The 23,329-nt window shown below is 70.1% G+C and carries 23 protein-coding genes; 16 read left to right on the top strand and 7 right to left on the bottom strand.

Features of this window, described 5'->3' with window-relative positions:
* Positions 1 to 95: 95 nt before the first annotated feature.
* Complete coding sequence (locus tag LRA98_RS08490; protein ID WP_238633887.1) at positions 96 to 749, bottom strand: arylesterase; 654 nt, start codon at positions 747 to 749, stop codon at positions 96 to 98.
* 15 nt (positions 750 to 764) lie between these two features.
* Here LRA98_RS08490 and LRA98_RS08495 point away from each other — a divergent pair, with 15 nt between their 5' ends.
* The 16 genes from LRA98_RS08495 to LRA98_RS08570 all read left to right on the top strand — a co-directional run bounded on the left by LRA98_RS08495 (position 765) and on the right by LRA98_RS08570 (position 18,519).
* Entirely contained in the window at positions 765 to 1,475 is a 711-nt protein-coding gene (locus tag LRA98_RS08495; RefSeq protein ID WP_238633888.1) for an ABC transporter ATP-binding protein, read from the top strand.
* Entirely contained in the window at positions 1,472 to 3,979 is a 2,508-nt protein-coding gene (locus tag LRA98_RS08500; protein ID WP_238633889.1) for an ABC transporter permease, read from the top strand. The genes LRA98_RS08495 and LRA98_RS08500 overlap by 4 nt, the downstream gene beginning before the upstream one ends.
* 194 nt (positions 3,980 to 4,173) lie before the next feature.
* Entirely contained in the window at positions 4,174 to 5,403 is a 1,230-nt protein-coding gene (locus LRA98_RS08505; protein WP_238633890.1) for a LytR C-terminal domain-containing protein, read from the top strand.
* On the top strand, positions 5,400 to 6,689 hold the full coding sequence (traF, locus tag LRA98_RS08510; RefSeq protein ID WP_238633892.1) for a conjugal transfer protein TraF: 1,290 nt from the start codon (positions 5,400 to 5,402) through the stop codon (positions 6,687 to 6,689). Before LRA98_RS08505 ends, traF begins: the two co-directional genes overlap by 4 nt.
* A gap of 114 nt (positions 6,690 to 6,803) precedes the next feature.
* Positions 6,804 to 8,561, top strand: a complete 1,758-nt coding sequence (locus LRA98_RS08515) for a PHA/PHB synthase family protein (RefSeq protein ID WP_238633894.1) — start codon at positions 6,804 to 6,806, stop codon at positions 8,559 to 8,561.
* Between the two features lie 14 nt (positions 8,562 to 8,575).
* Positions 8,576 to 9,892 carry a bifunctional enoyl-CoA hydratase/phosphate acetyltransferase gene (locus LRA98_RS08520; protein WP_238633896.1) on the top strand — a complete coding sequence of 439 codons (1,317 nt, stop codon included), beginning with the start codon at positions 8,576 to 8,578 and terminating at the stop codon, positions 9,890 to 9,892.
* 14 nt (positions 9,893 to 9,906) lie between these two features.
* Positions 9,907 to 11,082 (top strand): acetate/propionate family kinase, encoded by a 1,176-nt coding sequence (locus LRA98_RS08525; protein WP_238633898.1) that lies wholly within the window; start codon positions 9,907 to 9,909, stop codon positions 11,080 to 11,082.
* 65 nt (positions 11,083 to 11,147) lie between these two features.
* Entirely contained in the window at positions 11,148 to 11,702 is a 555-nt protein-coding gene (nudE, locus tag LRA98_RS08530) for an ADP compounds hydrolase NudE (RefSeq protein ID WP_201172330.1), read from the top strand.
* Between the two features lie 28 nt (positions 11,703 to 11,730).
* A complete protein-coding gene (gene cysQ, locus LRA98_RS08535) occupies positions 11,731 to 12,555 on the top strand; it encodes a 3'(2'),5'-bisphosphate nucleotidase CysQ (RefSeq protein ID WP_238633899.1) in 825 nt (274 codons plus the stop codon).
* An 85-nt stretch (positions 12,556 to 12,640) separates the two neighbouring features.
* Positions 12,641 to 13,024, top strand: a complete 384-nt coding sequence (locus LRA98_RS08540; protein ID WP_201241672.1) for a hypothetical protein — start codon at positions 12,641 to 12,643, stop codon at positions 13,022 to 13,024.
* A gap of 202 nt (positions 13,025 to 13,226) precedes the next feature.
* Positions 13,227 to 13,553: a thioredoxin TrxA gene (gene trxA / locus LRA98_RS08545; protein WP_011814842.1), complete on the top strand. Its 327-nt coding sequence runs from the start codon at positions 13,227 to 13,229 to the stop codon at positions 13,551 to 13,553.
* A 106-nt stretch (positions 13,554 to 13,659) separates the two neighbouring features.
* A complete protein-coding gene (gene rho, locus LRA98_RS08550; protein ID WP_201172324.1) occupies positions 13,660 to 14,922 on the top strand; it encodes a transcription termination factor Rho in 1,263 nt (420 codons plus the stop codon).
* A complete protein-coding gene (locus tag LRA98_RS08555) occupies positions 14,919 to 15,620 on the top strand; it encodes a hypothetical protein (protein ID WP_238633901.1) in 702 nt (233 codons plus the stop codon). The genes rho and LRA98_RS08555 overlap by 4 nt, the downstream gene beginning before the upstream one ends.
* A gap of 90 nt (positions 15,621 to 15,710) precedes the next feature.
* Complete coding sequence (locus LRA98_RS08560; RefSeq protein ID WP_201172310.1) at positions 15,711 to 16,301, top strand: LPP20 family lipoprotein; 591 nt, start codon at positions 15,711 to 15,713, stop codon at positions 16,299 to 16,301.
* Positions 16,302 to 16,309: 8 nt separating this feature from the next.
* Positions 16,310 to 16,513, top strand: coding sequence for a hypothetical protein (locus tag LRA98_RS08565; RefSeq protein WP_201172308.1), 204 nt, complete (start codon positions 16,310 to 16,312; stop codon positions 16,511 to 16,513).
* Positions 16,510 to 18,519 (top strand): hypothetical protein, encoded by a 2,010-nt coding sequence (locus LRA98_RS08570; protein WP_238633903.1) that lies wholly within the window; start codon positions 16,510 to 16,512, stop codon positions 18,517 to 18,519. The genes LRA98_RS08565 and LRA98_RS08570 overlap by 4 nt, the downstream gene beginning before the upstream one ends.
* Positions 18,520 to 18,618: 99 nt before the next feature.
* On the opposite strand, the gene LRA98_RS08575 is transcribed toward LRA98_RS08570, so the two are convergent.
* The 6 genes from LRA98_RS08575 to LRA98_RS08600 all read right to left on the bottom strand — a co-directional run bounded on the left by LRA98_RS08575 (position 18,619) and on the right by LRA98_RS08600 (position 23,322).
* Complete coding sequence (locus tag LRA98_RS08575) at positions 18,619 to 19,809, bottom strand: porin (protein WP_238633905.1); 1,191 nt, start codon at positions 19,807 to 19,809, stop codon at positions 18,619 to 18,621.
* A 307-nt stretch (positions 19,810 to 20,116) separates the two neighbouring features.
* Positions 20,117 to 21,079 carry a radical SAM protein gene (locus tag LRA98_RS08580; RefSeq protein WP_238633907.1) on the bottom strand — a complete coding sequence of 321 codons (963 nt, stop codon included), beginning with the start codon at positions 21,077 to 21,079 and terminating at the stop codon, positions 20,117 to 20,119.
* A gap of 14 nt (positions 21,080 to 21,093) precedes the next feature.
* Positions 21,094 to 21,582: a dihydrofolate reductase gene (locus LRA98_RS08585; RefSeq protein WP_238633908.1), complete on the bottom strand. Its 489-nt coding sequence runs from the start codon at positions 21,580 to 21,582 to the stop codon at positions 21,094 to 21,096.
* 25 nt (positions 21,583 to 21,607) lie between these two features.
* Positions 21,608 to 22,096, bottom strand: coding sequence for a hypothetical protein (locus LRA98_RS08590; RefSeq protein ID WP_201172287.1), 489 nt, complete (start codon positions 22,094 to 22,096; stop codon positions 21,608 to 21,610).
* Entirely contained in the window at positions 22,074 to 22,439 is a 366-nt protein-coding gene (locus LRA98_RS13040; protein ID WP_274519908.1) for a nucleotidyltransferase family protein, read from the bottom strand. Before LRA98_RS13040 ends, LRA98_RS08590 begins: the two co-directional genes overlap by 23 nt.
* An 88-nt stretch (positions 22,440 to 22,527) precedes the next feature.
* The gene (locus LRA98_RS08600; protein ID WP_238633910.1) at positions 22,528 to 23,322 is read right to left on the bottom strand and encodes a thymidylate synthase; all 795 of its coding nucleotides are present in this window, start codon (positions 23,320 to 23,322) and stop codon (positions 22,528 to 22,530) included.
* Positions 23,323 to 23,329: the final 7 nt, after the last annotated feature.

A 23,329-nucleotide genomic window follows, 5' to 3' on the forward strand; every position in this document is an offset into this window, starting at 1 on the left:
CTTTGGGGGCTCCACGCTCGCCGTCCCTGGCGAGCGAGGCCCCTGGCTGACCCCGGCCCCACCCGCTCCCGCCGGTGGGGGGCGTCGGTCAGCCGTTAGGAGGCGGTGTCGAGCATCTCGCGAAGGGTCTCCCACACCCGCTCGGCGATCTTCGGCTGCGCCTCGGCGGTGGGGTGGACCCCGTCGTTCTGCATCATCCCGTCCCGGTCCCAGACCCCATCGAGGAGGAAGGGGATCACCGGCAGGTCGTGCTCTTCGGCCAGTTCGGGGTAGATGGCCGCGAACTGCTCGGTGTAGGTTCGCCCGTAGCTCGGTGGGATACGGATGCCGATCAGCAATACCTGGCTGTCCGCCTCGTGGGCCTGCTCGATCATCCGCGCCAGGTTGCTGCGGATCCGCTCCGGGGGTTGGCCGCGCAGGCCGTCGTTGCCCCCGAGCTGGAGCAGGACGATCTCCGGCTCGTGTTCTTGGAGGGCGTCGGGCAGGCGCCGGGTCCCGCCGCTGGTGGTCTCGCCACTGCGGCTGACGTTGGTCACCCGGTGGGGCAGGTCGGCCTCGTCCAGGCGTGTCTCGAGTAGAACGGGCCACGCCTCGTCGCGGTCGAAGCCGTAGGCGGTGGAGAGTGAATCGCCGAAGACCAGGATGGTCGGACGCTCGGCGGCGGCCGCCGCCGGCGCCAGGAGCAGCGCCAGTGCCGCGGCGAACAACGCCCGGCGCAGGGGCAAAAAGAAGCAGCCGGTACCAGCCATAGGAGCGAACACCCGATGCTGAAGGAAGAAGCCGACGCCCCCGCCGCGGCGGGCACCCCTCACCCGGCGCTGGAAGCCCGCGGCCTGGGGATGCGCTTTCGTGGCCCCGACGGCGAGGTCGTCCTGTTCGATAACCTGAATCTTACCATCCGCCACGGCGAGAGCGTCGCCATCCTGGGCGCCTCGGGCTCCGGTAAATCGACCCTGCTCGGGCTGCTGGCCGGCCTGGAGCAGCCCGCCAGCGGGCAGGTCTGTGTCGACGGCGAGGAGCTGACCGCGCTGGACGAGGACGGGCGTGCGGCGGCGCGGGCCGGACGCATCGGTTTTGTCTTCCAGGCCTTCCATCTGCTCGGCGGGCTCTCGGCGCTGGAGAACGTGCGCCTGGCCTTGGAACTCTCCGGCCGTGGTGGCGACGGTGAGGCGGCGGCTGCGGCGCTGCAGCGGGTGGGGCTGGGGCATCGCCTGCACCATACCCCCGAGCGGCTCTCCGGCGGCGAGCAGCAGCGGGTGGCCATCGCCCGCGCCTTCGTGACGGAGCCGCGGCTACTAATGGCCGACGAGCCCACCGGCAACCTGGACGACACCATCGGTGCCCAGGTGGTGGACCTGCTCTTCGACCTCAACCGGGAGCACGGCACCACCCTGATCCTGGTCACCCACGATCCCTCGGTGGCCGAGCGCTGCGAGACCGTCTATCGCTTCCGCGAGGGGGTGCTGGCCCGATGAGCGCCCCGAACTCTGCGATTGGCACCACGCTGCGGCTAGCCGCGCGCTTCCTGCGACGCGATCTGGCCGCCGGCCGGCTGGGGATCCTCGCCGCCGCGCTGGTTGTGGCTGTGGCCGCGGTGACCGCCGTTGGGTGGCTGGGCGACCGGGTGGGGGCGGCCACCACCGAGCGGGCGGCGGAGCTGATCGCCGCCGATCGCCTGGTGCGCACCGACGACGCCGCCCCGCAGGCGTGGCTGGACGAGGCCCGCGAGCGCGGCCTGCAGGCGGCGCGCACCGTGGAATTCCCCACCGTGGTGGCTGCCGATGGCAGCACGCGCCTGGTCTCCGCCAAGGCGGTGGAGGTCGGCTACCCCCTGCGCGGTGAGTTGCGCTACGCAGAGGATCGCGAGAGCGCCGACCGGGTGGCGGAGCAGCGCCCGCAGCCGGGTGAGGCCTGGGTCGAGCCGCGACTGCTCGACCTGCTCGGTGCCGAGCTTGGCGGATCCCTGGAGGTCGGCGACAGCGAACTGCCCATGACGCGGCTGGTTACCGCCGAGCCCGATCGTGCCGGCATGTTCGGCAGCGTGGCCCCGCGGGTGCTGATGGCCTGGGAGGATATCGAGGGCACCGGGTTGGTGGGCGAGGGCGCGCGGGTGAGCCACGCCCTGCTGCTCGCCGGGGCCGACGCGGAGCTGGACGCCTTCGCCGAGTGGCTGCGCGAGGCGGAGGGACCCGAGGCGGAGGTGCTCACCGGGACCGAGGCGCAGCCGGCCATCCAGGAGATCGTCGGCCAGGCCGAGCGGTTCCTGGGCCTGGCGGCGCTGATCACCGTGGTGGTCGCCGCCGCCGCGGTGCTGCTCACCGCCCGGCACTACGCCGAGGCGCAGCTCGACCGCGTGGCGGTCATGCGCGTGCTCGGCGCTCGGCAGGGCCGGGTGGTGGCCATCCAGGCCGCGGTCCTCGGCGCGGTGGCGCTCGCCGCCGGCGTGCTCGGCGCGGCCATCGGCTTCGCCCTGCACGCGGTGATGATCGCCCTGCTGGCCGATGTGCTGCCGCCCAACCTGCCAGCGCCGGGCCTGCTGCCGGCCATCTACGGGGTGGGCCTGGGCGTGGCCGCGGCGGCCGGGTTCGCCCTGCCCACGGCGGCGCGGCTGCGCCATGTGCCGCCCATGCGGGTGCTGCGGCGCACCGCGGGTGCCGGCGTGGTGCGGACCGGCGGGGCCTACGCCGTGGCGGCGGCGGTGATCGCCGCGCTCATGGTCTGGCGCGCCGGCGATCTCACCCTCGCCGGCGTGGTCCTGGCGGCCACGGCCGCCACCCTGGCCGCCCTGGCCATCGCTGCGTATGCCGCCGTGCGCCTGGCCGGCTGGCTGCGTGCGCGCAGCGGCTCGCGGCTGCTCTGGCTCACCGGGCCGAGCCGGCGTCCCGGCGCCACCGTGGTGCAGGTGGTGGCCGTGGGCCTGGGGCTGATGGCGCTGCTGCTGCTCTCGGCGGTCCGCGAGGACCTGCTCGATACCTGGCAGGCCGGCATCCCCGACGATGCGCCGGATACCTTCCTCATCGACGTGGCGCCGGAGGATGTCGAGCCGCTGCAGGCCTTCCTGGCCGAGGAGTTGGACACCGAGGTGACCCTTTACGCCATCACCCGCGGTCGGCTCGACGCCATCAACGAGGACCGCGTCCGCCCCGGTGATTTCGAGTCGCCGCGGACCCAGCGCATGGTCGACCGGGATCTCAACCTCACCTGGGCCGAGACGCTGCCCGAGGACAACCGCGTGGTCGCCGGCGAATGGTGGGGCGACGACCCCGGTGCCGAGTGGTCGGTGGAGGCCGGTTACGCCGAGCGCGTGGGCATCGGTGTGGGCGACGAGATCAGCTTCGTCATCGACGGCGAGCCGGTTAGCGGTACGGTGACCTCGCTGCGCGAGCTGCGCTGGGACAGCTTCAATCCCAACTTCTTTGTCATCGCCGCGCCGGGGATGATCGATGCCCATCCGGAGTACATCACCAGTTTCCGCCTCGGGGACGCCGCCGAGCGGGTGCTGCCGGAGCTCAACGAGCGCTTCCCCGGGGCTACGCCGCTGGATATCGGGGCCATCCTGGAGACCGCCCGGCGGATCATCGGCCAGGGGGCACGGGTGGTGGAGCTGATGGCTGCTCTGACCCTGGTGGCCGGGGTGGTCGTGCTGCTCGCAGCGCTGCGCACGGCGGCGGCGCAGCGGCGCTTCGAGGCCTCGCTGCTGCGTGCCCTGGGCGCCTCGCGGCGACGGCTGGAGGCCATCGCGGTGGCCGAGCTCGCGGCCTCCGGGGCGCTGGCCGGGCTGCTGGCCGGCATCGCCGCCGCCTCGGGCGGCTACTTGGCGGCCCGGTACCTGTTCGATCTGACCTACGCCTTCCCCGGATCGGTGGTGGTGCTGGGTGCGGTCGTCGGCGCGGTGACGGTGGCCGGCGCGGGCTGGCTGGGGGCCCGCCGGGACTGGCGGACCAGCCCCATGGAGCTGCTGCGCGGCGGCGAGTCGTGACCAATCCCCCCGCCGGCAGGGGCCGGCCGCCCGGTGTGGCTGGCCCCCTGTGGCGAAAAATACCGTTGTGACCTCGCTCGGCGTCCGCGGACAACGGGGCCGATGATGAGGACGCTGACTCCTGACAACCAGCGCCCTCAAGGCGGACTCGGATCGGCCGCTAACCCGGCATAGATTCCCGCAAAGGCCGTCCCATGGATCGGAAGTCCCTCCTCGCCATGCTCGGGCTGTCGCTGTGCGGCCCGGGCGCTGTTGCCAGCGCCGCGGATCCCACGGGGGTCCGCGGCGCCGAGGTCCTTGATGACGGGGCCACGGTGCACGCCTTGTCCGTTGGCAGCCAGACCTGGTCCGGTTCGGATCGGGAGGATGCACGGCTCATCGAGCCGCGGCTGCGCTACGGGCTGCCCGCCGGCTATGAGATCGGCCTCTCCGCGCAGCATCGGGCGCAGGGGGATGATGGCAGCGGCCTGCGCCACCTCGCCCTGGAGGCAGCGACGCCGCTGCGCCAGGACGTGGGAGCGGCGGACATCACCCTGGCCGGTTACGGCACCGTCGCCCCCGTCGACGACGACTCGGGGATCGGCAGCGGCAGCCACAACCTCGGTCTCGGCCTGCACCTGAGCGACGGTCTGGGCGAGACGCGGCTGCACAGCAGTATGGCGCTGGAGCGGGCCGACGTGGCGGAGGTCGACGGCCAGCCCGGCTACCGCGCCGTCAACCGGCTTCGTTACGGGGCCCGCGCCGAACACCGCGTAGCGGCGGCCCTCGATCTCACCCTGGAGGCGGCGGCCGTCTACGGGCTCAGCGGCGATGAGGTGCAGAACCAGTTCGGCCTCGCCCTGCGCCCCGGGGTGCGGCTGCACCTCGCACCCACCGTCGATCTCTCCCTGACTGCCGGGCGCGACCTGCCCGATGCTGGCGTCGAGCCCACCAACACCGTCACCGCCCAGCTCACCCACCGCCCGCAGCCGGCGCCGTCGCGGGGTGAGCTGGAGGCGCGCATCGACCATCTGGAGGCTGCCCACGCCAGCACCCGGGCCCGTGCCGCCATGCAGGCCGGCCGGGCCGACGAGCAGCGCGAGCGGATCGAGCTGCTGCGCCGCCGCGCCGGGCAGCTCGACGTCGAGGTCATCAACGCCTCCGGCGAGGCCGGGCTGGGCCGGGCCATGGCCGAGCGTCTGCGCGAGGAGGGGCACTACGTGGTTCGGATCCAGGACTCGGCGCGTGCCGGCGATGGCCAGCAGACCACCCACATCCGCTATCGCGCCGGCCACGGCGAGCAGGCCGTCGCCCTGGGCGAGTCCCTGGAGCGGATCCAGGAGGTGACCGAGGGCGAACTGCCCCGCGGGGCCGATGTCCGCATCCTGGTGGGCCGGGATCAGCGCGAACCCCTGGGGCACAGTGCAGAGGAGGATGGATCGTGAGCCGCCGTCGCAGTCTCTATCTGGCCGGCGCCCTGGCGGTTGCCGCCGCGCCCGCTGCGGCGCTGGCGGCGGCCCCCGGCGCCGCGGTGAGCCCGGGGTTCACCCTGGGGCCCACCAGCCATCCCCACGCCGTGGGCAGTCTCGCCAACCCGGCCGGCGCCGCCGCTCGGCCCGGACAGCGGCACGTGGGGCTCGGCTCGCTGAGCGCCGGGGCGGAGCTGGGCCCGGTGGACGGTTTCATCGACCGCCTGGACGACGCCCTGGCGGCGGATCTTGACGATGACGACGAGTTCCTTGAGTTCATCGATTTCTTCGAGGCGGCCGTGGAGGACGGTTACCTCAAGCTCGGCGGCGCCGCCCAGCTCCCGCTGACGCCGGTGGTGGTGCCGCTGAGCGAGGAGCGCGGCGACGCCCTCACCGTGGAGGCCCGCGGCTCCGGGCAGGCGCGGCTGGGGCTGCTCTTCGACGATGGCGGTTTCTCACCCAATAACGGGAACGCAGACGACCCCGAGGTGGCCTTCCAGATCCAGGACGCCACCATTCAGGAGCTGCGCCTGGGCTACGCGCGCCCGCTGGTCGTCCGCGAGGAGGGGAGGCTGGTCGGCGGTGCCCGGCTGAACATGATCCAGGGTGAGCTCTCCCAGGCAGTCATCCCCTTCGATGAGGTGGAGGATGACGACACCGCCGATGTCCTCGATGACGCCCTGCGCGACGACACCGAGGCCAGCACCCGGGTCGGTGTCGACCTGGGTGCCCTGTGGGTGGCCGAGCGCTGGCAGGCCGGGGCGACGCTTCGCAACGTCAACGAGCCGAGCCTCGACTACCGGCGTATCGGTACGGAGTGCGACGACTACGATACGGACAGCACCGCCCGGTCGCGCTGTGATGCCGCCGCGCAGTTCATCGACAGCGGTGAGCTGGAGGCCCGCCCGGACTACACCCTGGAGCGGCAGCTCGGTCTCGAGGGCGCCGTCTACACCCCGGACCGGAGCTGGGTGGTGGCCGGCTCGCTGGACGCCAACGGCGTGGAGGACGCCTTCGGTGATGATCATCAGTGGGCCACGCTGAGCGTCTCGGCTGCCCCGCCCCAGGGCTGGCTGCCTGGGGTGCGCTTCGGCTACCGCAAGAACCTCACCGGCTCGGAACTCGAGTACATCACCACCGGCCTGACCCTCTTTTCGGTGGTCGATCTCGACCTGGCCTACGCCCGGGACTCGGTGGAGCACGAGGACGAGTCCTACCCGCGCTCGCTGATGTTCAGCATCGGCGCCGGCGTCACCTTCTGATTGGCGCAGGGGCGTTCCTTGACATGGGGCGTCGCTGGAGCCAGATTGTGCAGTGCGACACGGCGCCTGCCGGCGCCGCGCACCGCCTGTTGGTAACGTCGAGGAAGCCCCACCATGGTCCACCCCCTGATGCCCGAGTTCGAGGAAGGTGAGCGCGAAGCGCTGACCATCGATCGCCTGTTTCACGCCGGCCTGGGCCGGATGACCCTCGGGCTCTCGCCGGCGGCGCTGTCGCTGGCCACCTTCGACTGGGCCGTCCACCTGGCTACCCACCCAGGCAAGCAGTTCGCGCTGATGGACGAGGCGATGCGCCATACCATGCGCTACAACGCCTACGTCTTCAGCCGCCTGACCGGCAGCTGCCCGGAGCCCTGCGCCAAGCCCTGGAGCGGCGACGACCGCTTCGCTGCAGAGCAGTGGCAGCGCTTCCCCTACGATGTGATGGAGCAGGGCTTCCTGCTCAGCCAGCAGTGGTGGCACAGCGCAACCACGGGCATCCGCGGGGTTACCCAGCACCATGAGGACGTGGTCAACTTCCTTGGGCGCCAGACCCTAGATTTTTGCTCCCCCTCCAACTTCTTGCCCACCAACCCCGAGGTGCTCGAGGAGACCCTCAACCAGGGCGGCGCCAACCTAGTCAAGGGCTTCGCCAATCTGCTTGAGGATACCGAGCGTAGCCTCAGTGGCCGGCCGCCCGTGGGTGCGGAGCACTGGCAGGTGGGTGAAAACCTGGCCACGACCCCGGGTAAGGTGGTCTACCGCAACCGGATCATGGAACTGATCCAGTACGAGCCCGCCACCAAGACCGTCTACCCGGAGCCCATTCTCATTTGCCCGGCGTGGATCATGAAGTATTACATCCTCGATCTGCGCCCGGGCAAATCGCTGATCGAGCACCTGGTGAGCAAGGGGCATACGGTCTTCGTCATCTCCTGGAAGAACCCCAGGCGCGAGGATCGTGACCTGGGCATGGACACCTACCGCCGGGACGGTGTCATGGACGCCCTGGATGCGGTCTCGACCATCGTGCCGGAGCGCCAGATCCACGCCGTCGGCTACTGTCTGGGGGGCACGCTGCTGATGCTGGCCGCGGCCACCATGGCCCGCGACGGTGACAACCGCCTAGCCACGATGACCCTGCTCGCCGCCCAGGCCGACTTCACCGAGCCGGGCGAGCTGGATCTGTTCATCGACGAGAGCCAGGTCACCTTCCTCGAGGACATGATGTGGGAGGAGGGCTACCTGGACGGCGCCAAGATGGCCGGTGCGTTCCAGCTGCTGCGCTCCAAGGACCTGATCTACTCGCGGCTGATCCACGACTACCTGATGGGTCAGCGCGGCCCGGTGATCGACCTCATGGCCTGGAACGCCGATACCACCCGGCTGCCGTATCGCATGCACAGCGAGTACCTGCGCGATCTCTTCCTGAACAACGACTTCGTCGAGGATCGCTACGACGTCGGTGGTCAGCCGATCCACATCGGCGATATCCAGGTGCCGACCTTTGCCGTAGGCACCGAAAAGGACCACATCGCGCCCTGGCGCTCGGTCTACAAGATCAACCGCTTCCTGCCCCGGGCCGATGTCACCTTCGCCTTGACCACAGGCGGCCACAACGCCGGCATCGTCACGCCGCCGGGGCATCCCCGCCGCATCTACCGCAGCCTGGCGCGGCGGGTCGGTGATCCCTACGTGCCTTCCCATGTCTTTCTCGAGAAGGCGACGGAGCAGCAGGGCTCGTGGTGGCCGGAGTGGGAGCAGTGGTTGCGCGAGCGTTCGGGCAGCCGCGTGGCGCCGCCGGGCCTGGGGCAGAGCGAGGGGTCGTACCAGCCGCTCACCGATGCCCCCGGCACCTACGTGCTGCAGCCGTGAGCCGGGGTGTCTCGATGACGGTGCAGAATTTCCTCTTCGACGAGCTCCACACCGGCCAGCAGGTGGAGACCACCAGCCGGCTCAACCACCAGGACGTGCGCACCCTGGGCGAGGGGCTGTGGCCGGGGACGATGTTGGTCAACGCCGTGTGTACCGAGTTGCCCGGCCCTGGCACCCAGCCGGTGGCGCAGGAACTGATCTACCAGGGCAGCGTCGCCATCGGCGACGTGGTCACCATCACCCTGGAGGTGGTCGAGAAGGATGCCGAGACCGGGCAGGCGGTGATCGCCGCCCGTGCGGTCAAGGACACCGGCGACCCGGTGATCAGCGGGCAGATCACCGTGCGCGTGCCCACCGAGCGCATCAACGGCGAGCCGGGCAGCCTGGCGGGCACTAGCAAGGGGCGGCGCCGTCAGCTCCACCGTCTGCTGCGCATGGCCGACGACCTGACCCCCATGCGCGTCGCCGTGGTCCACCCGGTGGACGCCCTGGCTCTACAGGGCGCCATGCAGGCGGCAGAGCACGATCTGATGACGCTCACCCTGGTCGGGCCCGAGCACAAGATCCGCACCGCCGCCGACGAGGCGGGGCTGGAGCTGGGGGCAACGCCGATCATCGACGTCGAGCACTCCCACCAGGCCGCCGAGGTGGCCGTGGACCTGGCCCGCCGCGGCGAGGTCGAGGGCCTGATGAAGGGCTCGCTGCACACCGACGAGCTCATGGGCGCGGTCGTCAGCCGGCAGAAGGGGCTGCGCACCGAGCGGCGCATCAGCCACGTCTACGCCATGGATGTGCCCACCTATCCGCGCCCGCTGCTGATCTCCGACGCGGCCATCAACATCGCCCCCAACCTGGCCTGCAAGCGGGATATCTGCCAGAACGCCATCGAGCTGGCCCACGCCCTCGGCGTGGCCGAGCCCAAGGTGGCCATCCTCTCGGCCACCGAGTCGGTGAACCCGGAGATCCCCTCGACCCTCGACGCCGCGGCGCTGTGCAAGATGGCCGACCGGGGGCAGATCACCGGCGGTCTGCTCGACGGCCCGCTGGCCTTCGACAACGCCATCTCCGAGAGCGCGGCGCGGACCAAGCGCATCCACTCGCGGGTGGCCGGCAACCCGGATATCCTCATCGCGCCCGATCTCGAGTCCGGCAACATGATGGCCAAGCAGCTTTACTACCTGGCTGATGCCGAGGCGGCGGGGATCGTTCTCGGCGCCCGGGTGCCCATCGTGCTCACCTCCCGGGCCGATGACGTCATCGCCCGGCTGGCCTCCTGCGCCATTGCGCTGCTGGTGGCCGACCGCCAGCGCCGCGGTCTGGCTCACCTCTAGCCGGAGGCGGCCCGATGCCCGACGACGCCATCCTCGTCCTCAACGCCGGCTCTTCCAGCGTCAAGTACGCGGTCTACCGGCACGGGGATGAAGACGCCCTGACCCTGCACCTGCGTGGCCAGGTGGAGGGGATCGGGGCCGCGGCACGGCTGCACGTGGATGATCTGCAGGGGGCGGTCGCCACCCGCGAGCTGCGGGCCGGTGCCGACCACGATGCGGCGCTGTCGGCCGTGCTCGACGCGGTTCGCGCCCATCTGGGCGAGCTGAATCTGGTGGCCGCCGGGCACCGCATCGTCCACGGTGGCCAGGCGCACAGCGCGCCGGTGGTCATCGACGCGGCGGTGCTCGAGGCCCTGCACCAGCTCGAGCCCCTGGCGCCGCTGCACCAGCCGCACAACCTCGCCGCTGTCGAAGCGGTGCGCCGGGTGGCGCCGGAACTGCCCCAGGTGGCCTGCTTCGATACCGCCTTCCACCGCACCCAGCCGGCGGTCGCCCAGCGCTTCGCCCTGCCGCGGGCGTTCGAGCAGCGCGGGGTGGTCCGCTACGGCTTCCACGGCCTCTCCTACGAGTACATCGCCGCCCGCCTGCCGGAATACGATCCGGCCGCCGCGGCAGGGCGCACCGTGGTCGCCCACCTGGGCGCCGGCGCCAGCCTCTGCGCCCTGGCCGGCGGGCGCAGCGTGGCCACGACGATGGGCTTTACCGCCTTGGACGGTCTGCCCATGGGGCAGCGCTGCGGCAACATCGACCCCGGGGTGATCCTGCACCTGCTCCAGCAGGAGGGGATGACGGCGGCGGAGGTCGAGCGCCTGCTCTACCGCGAGTCCGGGCTGCTGGGCGTCTCCGGGCTCTCCGCCGACATGCGCGTGCTCCTCGACAGCGACGACCCGGCCGCCGAAGAGGCGGTGGATCTCTTCTGCCACCGTACGCTGCGCGAGATCGGTGGCCTGGCTGCGGTCCTCGGCGGGCTGGACGCTGTGGTCTTCACCGCCGGGATCGGCGAGCACGCCACGCCGGTGCGCCGGCGCATCCTCGAGGGGCTGGCCTGGCTCGGCCTGGAGCTCGACGGCGCCGCCAACGAGGCCGGTGGACCCCGGCTGACCGCGGCGGGCAGCGCCCTTCGCGCCTGGGTTATCCCCACCGACGAGGAGCGGGTCATCGCCGCCCACACCGCCCGCCTGGCCGCCTGAGGCGGCGCTCGCCGCCGCCGGGGCGGGGGATGTACAATGGCCCGACGCGAAGAAAGGCAGGGCCGATGAGCGATCGCTACCCGGAGACGCTCCACCGCAGCACCGTTGCCCGCTCGCGGCTGTTTCGCATCGAGTCGGTGGGGCTGCGCTTTCGTAACGGCGTCGAGGTGGAGTACGAGCGACTGGGGGGCAGCGCAGCCGGGGCGGTGCTGGTGGTCCCGGTGAACACCCGTGGCGAGGTGCTGCTCATCCGCGAGTACGCCGCCGGCACCGAGTGCTACGAGCTGGGGCTGCCCAAAGGCCGCGTGGAGCCCGAGGAGGACCCGCTGCGCGCTGCCAACCGCGAGCTCATGGAGGAGGTCGGCTACGGCGCCGAGCGGCTCACCGTGCTGCGCAGCGTCACCCTGGCGCCCGCCTACTTCAGTCACCGCACGCAGCTCATCCTCGCCGAGGGGCTCTACGAGCATCCCCTGCCCGGTGATGAGCCGGAGCCGATCGAGGTGGTGCCCTGGCCGCTGGAAGAGCTGGAACGGCTCCTCGGGCAGGCCGATCTGACCGAGGCGCGCTCGATTACCGCGCTGTTCCTGGCGCGGGATCACCTGGCGGCGCGCACGGCGTAATGCGCGCCCGAACGACACGGAAGGGATGATGGCAGAGCAACAGTGGCAGCGCTGGCTGGCGCCGGTGCAGGAGATCGCCGAGCAGGCCGGTGAGCGCATCATGGCGGTGTACCGCACCGCCGACTTCGAGGTGGAGGCCAAGGCGGACGACAGCCCGTTGACCCGGGCCGACCAGGCGGCCCACGACGCCATCCGGGCCGGGTTGGGCGGCCTGACCCCCGATCTGCCGCAGCTCTCGGAGGAGGGCGAGGACATCGAGCCGGCCGAGCGCGCGGCGTGGGGGCAGTACTGGCTGATCGACCCGCTGGACGGCACCCGGGAGTTCATCAAGCGCAACGGTGAGTTCACCGTGAACATCGCGCTGGTCGACGGCGGTCGCCCGGTGCTCGGCGTGGTGCACGCCCCGGATCTGGGGGTGACGTGGGCGGCTGCGGCAGGCGCCGGTGCCTGGCGCGAGGCCGGCGGAGAGCGGCGCGGCATCCGCACCCGGGCGGCTGAGCCGCCGCTGACCGCCGTGGTCAGCCGCTCCCACCGCGAGGCGGCGGTGTCCGATATCCTCGCCCGGCTGGGCGATTACCGCGAACTCTCGGTGGGCAGCTCGCTGAAGATCTGCCGCATTGCCGAGGGCGAGGCCGACCTGTACCCGCGCTTCGGGCCCACCTGCGAGTGGGACACCGGTGCGGCGCAGTGCGTGCTGGAGGCCGCCGGCGGTCGCCTGATGGACGTCGGCGGGGAGCCGCTGCGTTACAACACCGGGGCGTCGCTGCTCAATCCCGATTTCATCGCCGTGGGCGACCCGGCCTACGACTGGGCGCGCATTACCGACCGCCTGCCCTGGGAGGCGCGACGCTAGGCCGCCAGCGGGGTACTTGTGATTGTGGAGTCTCACCCGCATCATTAGAGGATCATAGCCTGTCCCGTAGCGGAGGTAACCGGAATTGGCCGAGTCCATGGCCCCCTTGGAAGAGGTGGAAGCGCAGCTGACCCGTATCAGCCACTGCGTCGCCGAGGCGGTGGCGGCGGTCTGCAGCGACCCGGGCGCCTCGCCGGTGCTGCGGGCGGTGTTCGAGGAGCTGCTGCGCAAGAGTGAGGCGACACTCAACTGCGTCGAGTGTCAGCGCTTGTGCTGTTTCCGCGCCCGGGTGATCGAACTCGAGCAGGCGGCGGATTCGGCACGCGCCGCAGCCATTGCCGACGAAGGCGCCGGCGAGCAGACCCAGGAGCGGATCCTCGCCGCCCACGACGCCCTGCGCGACCTCAAACAGGTGGCAGAGCGTGGTCTGCGCTGCTGCGAAGCGCTCGGCGCCTGCCAGCGCAGTTGACACGCTGGCCGAGGGCCGCTATTTTCCGTCCTACTACAACCGCGCGTCGCGCACCGGCTCTTTTGGCAGCGCAGCGCCCAATCCCGCATTCGGCCCCCTTGTCGGGATCCTCGGTTCCAATCAGCGAGCGGTTTCCAATTTTCCGAGCCCCGCGCAGCGGCTCCGCCCATATCGACGCAATCGAACCTGGAGGTCTTCTACCGTGAGCGACGCAATCGTGCACGCCACCGACCAGAATTTCGAGCAGGAAGTGCTTCAAGCCAGCGTGCCGGTGCTGGTGGATTACTGGGCCGAGTGGTGTGGCCCGTGCAAAATGATTGGCCCCATTCTCGAAGAGATCGCTGCCGATTACGGCGACCGCCTCAAGGTGGTCAAGCTGAACATCGACGAGAACCCGGAAACGCCGCCGAAGTACGGCATCCGCGGGATCCCCACGCTGATGCTGTTCAAGGGCGGGAACGTCGAGGCCACCAAGGTCGGCGCCCTGTCCAAGTCCCAGCTGACCGCGTTCATCGACAGCAACCTGTAGCGAAACCGCCGCGGCGCCGCCCCCGGATGCAGTCCCGCGCTACCGCGCCCCTGCGGACCTCCGGCGGGACGGCGCCCCCGTGACCCTCCCCACGCCGAAGCGAACCATGAATCTCACCGAGCTCAAGAGAAAGCCAGCCACCGAACTCCTGGAGATCGCCCAGTCCATGGGCATTGAGGGCACTGCCCGCTCCCGGAAGCAGGACATCATCTTTGCCATCCTCAAGGCCCACGCCAAGAACGGCGACTCCATCTACGGCGACGGCGTCCTCGAGATCCTCCAGGACGGCTTCGGCTTCCTGCGCTCCGCCGATGCCTCGTACATGGCCGGGCCCGACGATATCTACGTCTCGCCCAGCCAGATCCGGCGCTTTGCGCTGCGTACCGGGGACACCATCACCGGCAAGATCCGCCCGCCCAAGGATGGCGAGCGCTACTTCGCGCTGCTCAAGGTTGACCAGATCAACTTCGAGCCGCCGGAGGCGGCCAAGAACAAGGTCCTCTTCGAGAACCTGACGCCGCTCTTTACCCGCGACCGCATGCGCATGGAGCGGGGCAACGGCTCCACCGAGGACCTCACCGCCCGCGTCATCGATCTGGTCGCCCCCATCGGCAAGGGCCAGCGTGGCCTGATCGTCTCGCCGCCGAAGGCCGGCAAGACGATGATGCTCCAGAACGTCGCCCAGAGCATCACCTACAACTACCCCGAGTGCTACCTCATCGTCCTGCTCATCGACGAGCGGCCCGAGGAGGTCACCGAGTTCGCCCGCTCGGTGCTCAGCGCCGAGACCGTCTCCTCCACCTTCGACGAGCCGGCCTCGCGCCACGTCCAGGTCGCCGAGATGGTCATCGAGAAGGCCAAGCGCCTGGTCGAGCATAAGAAGGACGTGGTCATCCTGCTCGACTCCGTCACCCGCCTGGCGCGCGCTTATAATACGGTAGTGCCGTCCTCCGGCAAGGTGCTCACCGGCGGTGTCGACGCCAACGCCCTGCACCGGCCCAAGCGCTTCTTCGGCGCGGCGCGCAATGTCGAGGAGGGCGGCAGCCTGACCATCCTCGCCACCGCGCTGGTGGAGACCGGCTCGCGCATGGACGAGGTGATCTACGAGGAGTTCAAGGGCACCGGCAACATGGAGCTGCACATGGACCGGAAGATCGCCGAGAAGCGCATCTACCCGGCCATCCACCTCAACCGCTCCGGGACCCGCCGCGAGGAACTGCTGATGACGCCGGAGGAGCTGCAGAAGACCTGGATCCTGCGCAAGCTCCTGAACAACATGGACGAAGTCGCCGCCATCGAGTTCCTCCTCGACAAGCTCAAGGACACCAAGACCAACACCGAGTTCTTCGAGGCCATGAAGCGCACATGACCCTCCCGCGCCGCCGCGTCCGTGCCCCGCTGATCGCCGCCGTGGTGATGGCGGTGGCCGGCCCGGCGTCGGCGCACGGCTACCAGGGTGAGCGCGGATACGACGTGGATCTGCGCATCAGCGGTGCCCACGCCCAGACCGACCTCGACTACGGTGATCGCACCGTCGAGCACCGCACCAGCCGCGTCGGCTTCCAGCTCTTCGAGGTCGGCAACCCGCAGATCCAGCCCGGCCTGTTCGGCGGCTGGATGCGCTCCCGGGTGGACGACCCCGGCCCCGCCCCCGACAGCCAGGTGGCCGACACCACACGGCTCAGCGGTTACTACATCGGCGCCGGCGTGCGCTCGCACCTGTTCCACCGCGAGCCGGTGAGCCTGCTCGGCGAGGTCCGCTACACCTGGCACGACGCCGACGGCAGCAGCAACGGCCGCGAGGTCGAGCGCGAGTGGACCGAGCTGCAGGCGCGGCTCGGGCCGGTGGTGCGCGTCGGCCCGGTGCGCTGGAGCGTGGGCGGCTACCTCAGTGCCATCGATGGCGATCAGTACGTGAATGGTGTACGCGACGGCTTCGAGCAGGACCGGCTCACCGGCGCCTACACCCAGTTCGATCTGATGGTCGATCGCACCGGCTACGTCGGCCTGCACGCGGACACCGGCGGCAGCGCCGGCGTGCACATGGTCTTCGGCCGCATCTTCTAGCCCGGATACCCGGCGCGCAGCAGGGGTGATTGGGCTATAGTAGGGACTGGTGGAGACCATCCACGAAGCGGCTTTCACCCCGGAGGATCCATGCCCCTGAACCGTTTCCCCGCCCTGCTGGCGGCCAGCGCCTTGGCCGCGACCCTGATCGGTTGCGGCACCACCCCCGACGAGCCGCCCGAGACCGAGCCCGAGGCCGAGGAGCGCCTGGGGCTGCCCGGCTGGTACGTGCAGCGCGAGACGCCGGAGGAGTCCATGGTGGTCTACGGCTTCGGCGTCTCCCAGGCCGAGCCGGACTATCCGGATCAGATGCGCCGCCAGGCGCGCACCAACGCCGCCGCCGAGATCGCCGAGCAGCTGACCCAGACCATCCAGGCGCTCAACAGCGAATACTTCGACCGTCAGGACCTGGGCCGTGACGAGGAGGGCGCGCGCACCCGGCAGCAGCTGCAGCAGAGCACCGAGCAGTGGATCGACCAGACCCTGGTCGGCGTGCAGGTCAAACGCACCGACGTCACCGAGGACGGCCGCTGGGTGGTGATGTCGCAGTACGATCTGGAGCAGGACTTCGACGCCTACTTCCGCGCCATCGGCGCCGAGGACGACGATGGGCTGCGTTCGGATCTGCGCGGCGCCGCCGAGAACCACCTGGACCGGCTGCGCGAGCGGGTCAACCAGTAGGGGGCACCATGCGCCGTGGCCGGACGTTGTTGATCCCGCTGCTCGGCGCGCTGCTGCTCGGCGGCTGTGCCGAGCGGGTTGAGCGCAGCGCCAGCGAGCGGGCCGCCGAGCGCGCCCTGGAGGAGGCCGAGACCCGCGAGGAGCGGGAGCAGGCCGAGCAGGATCTGGAACGGGCCCGGGACGAGCACCGCGACCGCATGCAGCAGCGGTGACGGGGGCTCCCGTGCCGGGCCGCCTGCCACGTTTCGCCGCCGCCCTGCTGCTGGTTGGGGGGATAATGTTCGGCAGCGGGTGTGCCTGGCTCGGTGATCGCCACCCAGATGCTGCCGAACTGCGCGAGCAGGGCCGGGCGGCGGCCGAGCCCGGCTACACCTACGGGCACGGCACCGGCGAGACCCCCGACGAGGCACGGCAGTCCGCCCTCTACGAGATTGCCGGCGAGGTGGTCACCGCCGTGCGCGGCGAGCAGCGCGAGGTCTTCCGCAGCCTGCAACGCCGGGGTGAGGTCGCCGGGGACGAGGTGGAGCGGGACACCGAGCTGGAACTCACCGCCACCGTGGCCTCGGTGAGCCACGTCGCCCTGGAGGGTGCAAGCGTAGTGGCCGAGCAGCGGGTGGCCGAAGGGTGGTACGTCCGGGTTCGCCTGCCCGATGCGCGCATGGATCGGCTGCGCGCCCAGGCCCGGCGCAACGCCCCGGCCATGGCGCAGTTCGAGCTCACCGAGGCGGTGCCCGAGGACCGCCCCGGGCAGCGCTTCGCCCGCGCGGCGCGGGGCCACCAGACGGTGGTGCGCACCGGCGTGGGCGATGAGCGACTCTACAGCCCCCGCCTGGGCGAGACCACCTTCGCCGCCTACTTCGAGGAGACCGCCCGGGAGGCCGCCGCGCAACTGCAGGTGATCCCGGTGGTGACCGACGGCGAGGTCCGCTTCGTGGCCGTGGACCGCCACTCCCTGCGCCCACAGCCCAACCTCAAGCTGCGCATCGGCGGCATGACCCTGCTCACCGACGACAACGGCCGGACAGCGGCGCGCAGTCTGCGCGGTCTCGGTGGCGAGATCCGCGTCCAGGTCCTCGGTGCCCCGGATCAGCCCGCCGGACTGCCCGCCCAATTCTGTTGCTTGGTGGCGTTGCAGCCGGAGGCGTGGGCGGAGCTCGACCGCGCCACCCTCTATCTGCACACCCAGCCGGGTGGGGCCGTGGTGCGTATCGACGGACGCGACTACGTCACTCCGGCACGGGTGCCGGTGCGTCCGGGGCAGCGCTACCGGATCCGGGTACTGGACACCGCCGAGTACCGCGGCGAAACGGCCACGGTGAAAGTCGGCGAGCGGAGTCCGGCGGTCTACTTCTCGGCCCGCCTGACCGAGCGCCAGTACGGCCACCTGGACCTGCGTGCCGCCGGCCGGCACAGCGTCATCCGCCTGGACAGCCACGACCACCAGGAGCCCGGTGCCATCCGTCGCCCCGCCGAGGCGGGGGCGTACACGGTGCGCGTCACCCGGGATGACCCCGACTACCAGGACGTCGTCGATGAGCTGGTGCTGCGCCCGGACCAGCGCATCGAGCGCCGTTACAAGGAGCCGCGCTACCGCCACCCCTACCACTACGGCTGGCGCTGGGGCGTGAGCGTGGGCAGCCTTGGCGGCGAGCCCTACGACAGCTACCGCCTGCCGGGCAGCGACGGCGGGGTCGATTACAGCGACCGCCCGGACGGCTTCGATGGGCTTACCCGGGTGGAGCGCGACGGCGAACTCAACTTCCACTTCGGCGTTCAGGGGCAGTACTTCGCCGATCGCCTGCCGGTTACCGCCAGCGGCAGTCTCGGTCTGCGCAGTGTGAGCTACCGGGTGGAGAGCGCCGCCGGCCAGCGCGATGACGTCGATCTGGATACCGTGCAGCTGACCATCGGCGCCGGGTTGTGGCGGCCCCTGGGCGAGACGGGCGTGGGCTGGCTCACCGCCAACCAGGCGTGGGAACGCAGCCGCTGGGACGACGACGAGAGCGCGGTCCCCATGCCCGGCGGGCGCAGCTCCAATCGCTACCCCTTCCTCGAGCTGGGCGGGCAGTGGGGCCCGTGGCTGGTCAGCGCGCGCATCGCCGCCGGCGGCGAGGGCCTGCGGCCGCTGCTGCTCGTCGGTCTCGGCGGCACGGCCATGGAGCACGGCTACCGCCTGCCCGCCGAGGTCGAGGCCCGTCCCGGCACCCACTTCGACTAGCCCGATCCCGGCACAAAAAAAGGGCGCCCGTAGGCGCCCTGGAGTCAGACAAGGCCCCGGTTGCACCCGGGGCTTCTTGTTGTGCGGGTGAGGACCGCTTTAGAAGTTGTGGATGATGCCGCCGGACACAACCGTGCCGCTCTCGTCGGCACCGATGCCGGTTGACGGCGCTGTGGATGCGTAGCTGTGCGGCACGATCCCTTGCTCATCGTCGTTGTTGACGAACGACGCCACGCCGTAGAGCGTGGTGCGCTCGGCCAAGGCGAAGTCGTATCCCACCGCGAAGATGCTGGCGTCGGAGTCGCTGCGATCCCCGCTCAGGTGCGAAAGCTGGGCCTTCGCAGTGCCACGGTCGGTAACCGGCATGTTGCCACCGAACCAGACCGCGCTGTTGTCGCTGTCGTCCTCGTCCGCGCTGACCGTCAGCGCGCCGCCGCCGACATTCATGCCGCCGAGGTCGTAGTTGCCCTGGATCGCGAAGACCATGGAACTGTCGTCAAGGTCACCGTCCGGCACGAGGTCGGGGGTATTCGGATTAGCCTCGTCGTCCTCTACGCCAACGGTATACCATTCAGCAACGGTGCCCTGTAGAGACAGCGGACCGTCGGAGTAGTCCACCATGACCATCCAGTTGTGCTCTTGATCCCCATCAACGTCGACGTGGGAGGGCATGAGGATGGCTCGCGCAGAAACCGGTCCAAACGCCGGAGTCTCGTATTCGACCGCGATGCTGCTGTCGCCGTCGGGACGGTCGCCACCTTGATCGTTCGGGTCTTGGTAGTCAAGCGGGTCGTCCTGAACGAATCCGTAGCGAGCCGGCAGTGGAGTGGCGGTGGCCAGGATATTGGCCGGATCCCCCGCCTGCGTGGCGAAGTAGTTACCGGGGCCGTAGGCGATGCTGTTCAGGATCCCCAAGCGACCAGCGCGGAGTTGGCCGAGTTCGTCCGACCGCAACCCGACGAATGTATCTCGCATGGCGTCGCCGTTCTCCAGCAGATTTTGCAGATCCTCGAAGCTGTCGAGGTTCATCTGGATCTCGTACTGGTAAAAGGCCGTGACGCCGTTGTCCAGCTCATTCTCGCCCTGAATGCCCAGCCGAGAACGGCGGTCATGAACCTGCAGGCTGCCAGCATCGCCAGCGTCGTTGTCGTACCCTTCGAAGTCGAGGGAGAGGTGCGCGCGACCGTAGAGGTCGAACCAGCTCATGCCGTCGTCGTGGCTGTCGGCAAGGACGGCCACCGGGGCGGCCATGGCGGTGGCCGTCGCCAGGGTGATGAGTTGTTTCTTCATAGGGGTGCTCCTCGTCGTTTTCTGCGCTTCTGTTTTTTCGTTCTGTCAGCCGGGGCCGCCGTTTCCGCGAGCCGGTCCCTCACCAGTCGTTGTCGGCCGGTGCCGGCGATGCTTGAGTGCCCCCGCGTCACGGGCTCCGTTGAGCCTTCTCAAGCGGCTCAGCGGATACGCCACCTTTTACACGATGGCCGAGGATCGGCGCAATACGTCCGGTGGGGAATGGCGCAACATTTTCAATAAGTTTCGCAGGCCTCTTGCAGTAGTGGTTGAAGGCGTGCGCGGCTTCGCGGCACCCAAGTCCCTGACGTCACTCCGCCTCGCCCCGGGCGGCGCGGTCCGTGGCCTGGTAGAACACCCCGCGCTCCTGCACCACGGCGGTGATTTGCCCCTCTGCCTCCAGGGTGGCCAGGCGTGCGGTCACCTCGTCGGTGGGGAGGCCGAGCAGGTGCGCCAGGTCGTCGGCGGTGCAGGGGCGGCGGGCCAGGGTCGCGAGTACGGTGCTGGCGCCGCCATCGCTGCGGTAGCCCGCCTCGGTGGCAGGGGGCGGGGCGGCGCCGACCACGTGGACGTTCCCCAGCCCCCATTCGGCGGCGATTCGCTCCAACTGCTCGCGCGGGGCGGGCTGTAGGTCGGTCTCGGTGCCGGGGCGGTCGAGGGTATTGAGCTGGATGCGGTCGGCGCGGATGCGCGCCAGGGCCTCGCGCAGGGCGGCGAGGTCCTCGGGGTGGTCGTTGTGGCCGGGGAGGATCACCACCTCCAGCCACATGGCACCGCTGAAGCGGTCGCGGAAGGCCACCAGGCCGTCGAGCAGCGGCTGCAGGCGCACCCGCGGCGAGGGGCGGTCCATGCGCCGGAAGGTTCGCTCGGTGGCGGCATCCAGCGACGGCATGACGACATCGGCGCCGGCCAGCTCGGCGCGCACCTGCGGGTCGTCGATCAGGCTGGCGTTGGTGATCACCGCGGTGCGCGCCTGCGGCGCGCGCTCGCGGATGAAGGCCAGCACCTCGCCCAGGTGGCGGTTCAAGGTGGGCTCACCGGCGCCGGAGAAGGTGAAGAAATCCGGCGGGCGGTGGTGGGCGAGGTAGTGCTCGAGTTCGGCGGTCACCGCCTCCAGCGGCACGTAGGCGTCGCGGGCGACGGTCAGGCGGGTGGTGCGGCCGCACTCGCAGTAGACGCAGTTGAAGCTGCACACCTTGTGCGGGACCAGATCCACGCCCAGGGACATGCCCAGACGGCGGGAGGGGACGGGGCCGAATAGGTACTGGTACACGGCGCCTCCGGGTGTTAGCCGTCGCGGCGGGTCAGGGTGCGGAAGGTCAGGCGGTAGCCGTCCTCCTCGGCCTCGTCCCGGGCGCTCTCTTGCCAGTCGTCGCCCAGCGCCGGGAAGGTGGTGTCGCCGGGCGGGGCGTCGTCCACCTCGGTCAGCTCCACCCGGTGGGCCCGGGGCAGGAAGAGCCGGTAGACCACTCCGCCGCCGAGGATCAACACCTGTTCGCCGCCGGCCGCCGCCTGGGCGCGGGCCAGGGCGCCCTCGGCGTCGGCGGCCACCTCGACGCCTTCGGCGGCGAAGGCCGGATCGCGGCTGAGGACGATGTTGGTCCGCTGCGGCAGCGGACGGCCGATGGCGGCGAAGGTGCGCCGGCCCATGATCACCGGGTGGCCGCGGGTGATCGCCTTGAAGCGCTGCAGGTCGCAGCGGAAGTGCCACGGCTGGTCGCCGTCGGCGCCGATGACGCCGTTGCGGCCGACGATAGCGACAAGGACGATTTCCATGAATCCGTTCCCCGGTGGAAGAGGGTTAATGGTCGTGCAGGCCGAGTGCTCGCCCGAACACGTGCAGGTCGTTGCGGAAGGCGGTTAGTGCGTCGAGTGCGTCGCCTCCGGCCCGGCGCGTTTTCCGCCAGTCGAGTTCAGCGCCGTAGCCCTGGCGGGAGCGATGTCTGAAACCGCGTAGATCGTGGAGCCGCTCGGCGGTCTCCGATGAGAGCAATGGCGGCCGTTGGCTGTCGGCGCCTTCGTGGGCAAGGCGGTCAATCAGGCGCCGGTGCCAGTCGCGGCCGGCGGGCGCTTCTCCATCGCAGTGCTCGGCAACGATGTTCAGGACTCGTTCCATCCCGGTGTAGAGGGACTCAACGGCATCGGAGAGCGCCTTCTTATCCCGCCATTCAACATAAGAGTCCGACGGCGGGTCTTCGGGCATTTCCTGGAGCAAGCGTTGCGTGAACCCTTCCTCGCGCTCGAGACGTTCAAGTTCAATCTCGATATCACGCCAGATTGCTTCGGTCACGGGCGGCCTCAAGGAATCGTCGGCGGAGTTCGGGGTGACTGACCTCATCGAGATAGACGACATCGAAGGGGATGCCGTCCATCGCCTCCTCGATGACGCGCTCCAGCCGATACCGCAGCTCCTCATCGGGCAATCGGATGATCAGGAAGTCGACATCCGAGCGCTCGTGGAATGTGCCCCGTGCCAGCGATCCCGTCACGCGGGCTTCCACTCCAAGCTTCTGAAGGCGTCCCAATGCCTCATGAGCAAGAGGGAGTACGCGATCCCGCGCAGCCTGCGCTCGCTGAGTGCGCAGTCGCTGGTAGTTGGAATTGTGCTGCGGCTTCGCGGGTGTCTCGGCCATGCTGGCATCCTGAGGTCGCCGTGGGTCGCGCTTAAAACTGCGTCATATCACGCCTCATGATGGCATATCGGAGTTATTGGCTGCAGATTCACACCGCCACCGGGGCGGTCAGTTTGGGGTGGGGGTCGTAGCCCGTCAGCTGCAGGTGCTCGAAGCGCACCGCAAAGAGGTCGGTGACCGCCGGGTCGATGTGCAGGGTGGGCAGTGGCCGCGGCTCGCGGCCGAGCTGCTCGCGAGCCTGTTCCAGGTGGTTGAGGTAGAGGTGGCAGTCGCCGCCGGTCCAGATGAACTCGCCCACGTCCAGGCCCACGTGGCGGGCCACCAGGTGGGTTAGCAGGCTGTAGGAGGCGATGTTGAACGGCACGCCCAGGAACAGGTCGGCGCTGCGCTGATAGAGCTGGCAGGAGAGCCGCCCGTCGGCCACATAGAACTGGAAGAGCAGGTGGCAGGGCGGCAGGTTCATGCGCTCAAGCTCGCCCACGTTCCAGGCGCTGACCAGGTGCCGGCGGGAGTCGGGGCGCTCGCGCAGCTGCTCGAGCACCTGGCGGAGCTGATCGATCTCGCCGCCGTCCGCCGCGCGCCAGCTGCGCCACTGGGCGCCATAGACCGGTCCCAGCTCGCCGTCCGGGTCGGCCCACGGCGACCAGATCCGCACCCCGCGCTCCTCCAGCTCGCGGGCGTTGGTGCTGCCGCGGATGAACCACAGCAGCTCTTCGGCCACGCCGCGCCAGAAGACCCGTTTGGTGGTCAACAGGGGGAAGCCGGCCTGCAAGTCGAAGCGCATCTGGTGGCCGAAGATCGACAGCGTGCCGGTGCCGGTCCGGTCGGCCTTGCGGTGGCCGTGCTCCATGACGTGGCGGACGAGATCGAGATAGGCGCGCATCAGCCCG

The sequence above is a fragment of the Halorhodospira sp. M38 genome (assembly GCF_022227985.1).
Taxonomy (GTDB): Bacteria; Pseudomonadota; Gammaproteobacteria; order Nitrococcales; family Halorhodospiraceae; genus Halorhodospira; species Halorhodospira halophila_A.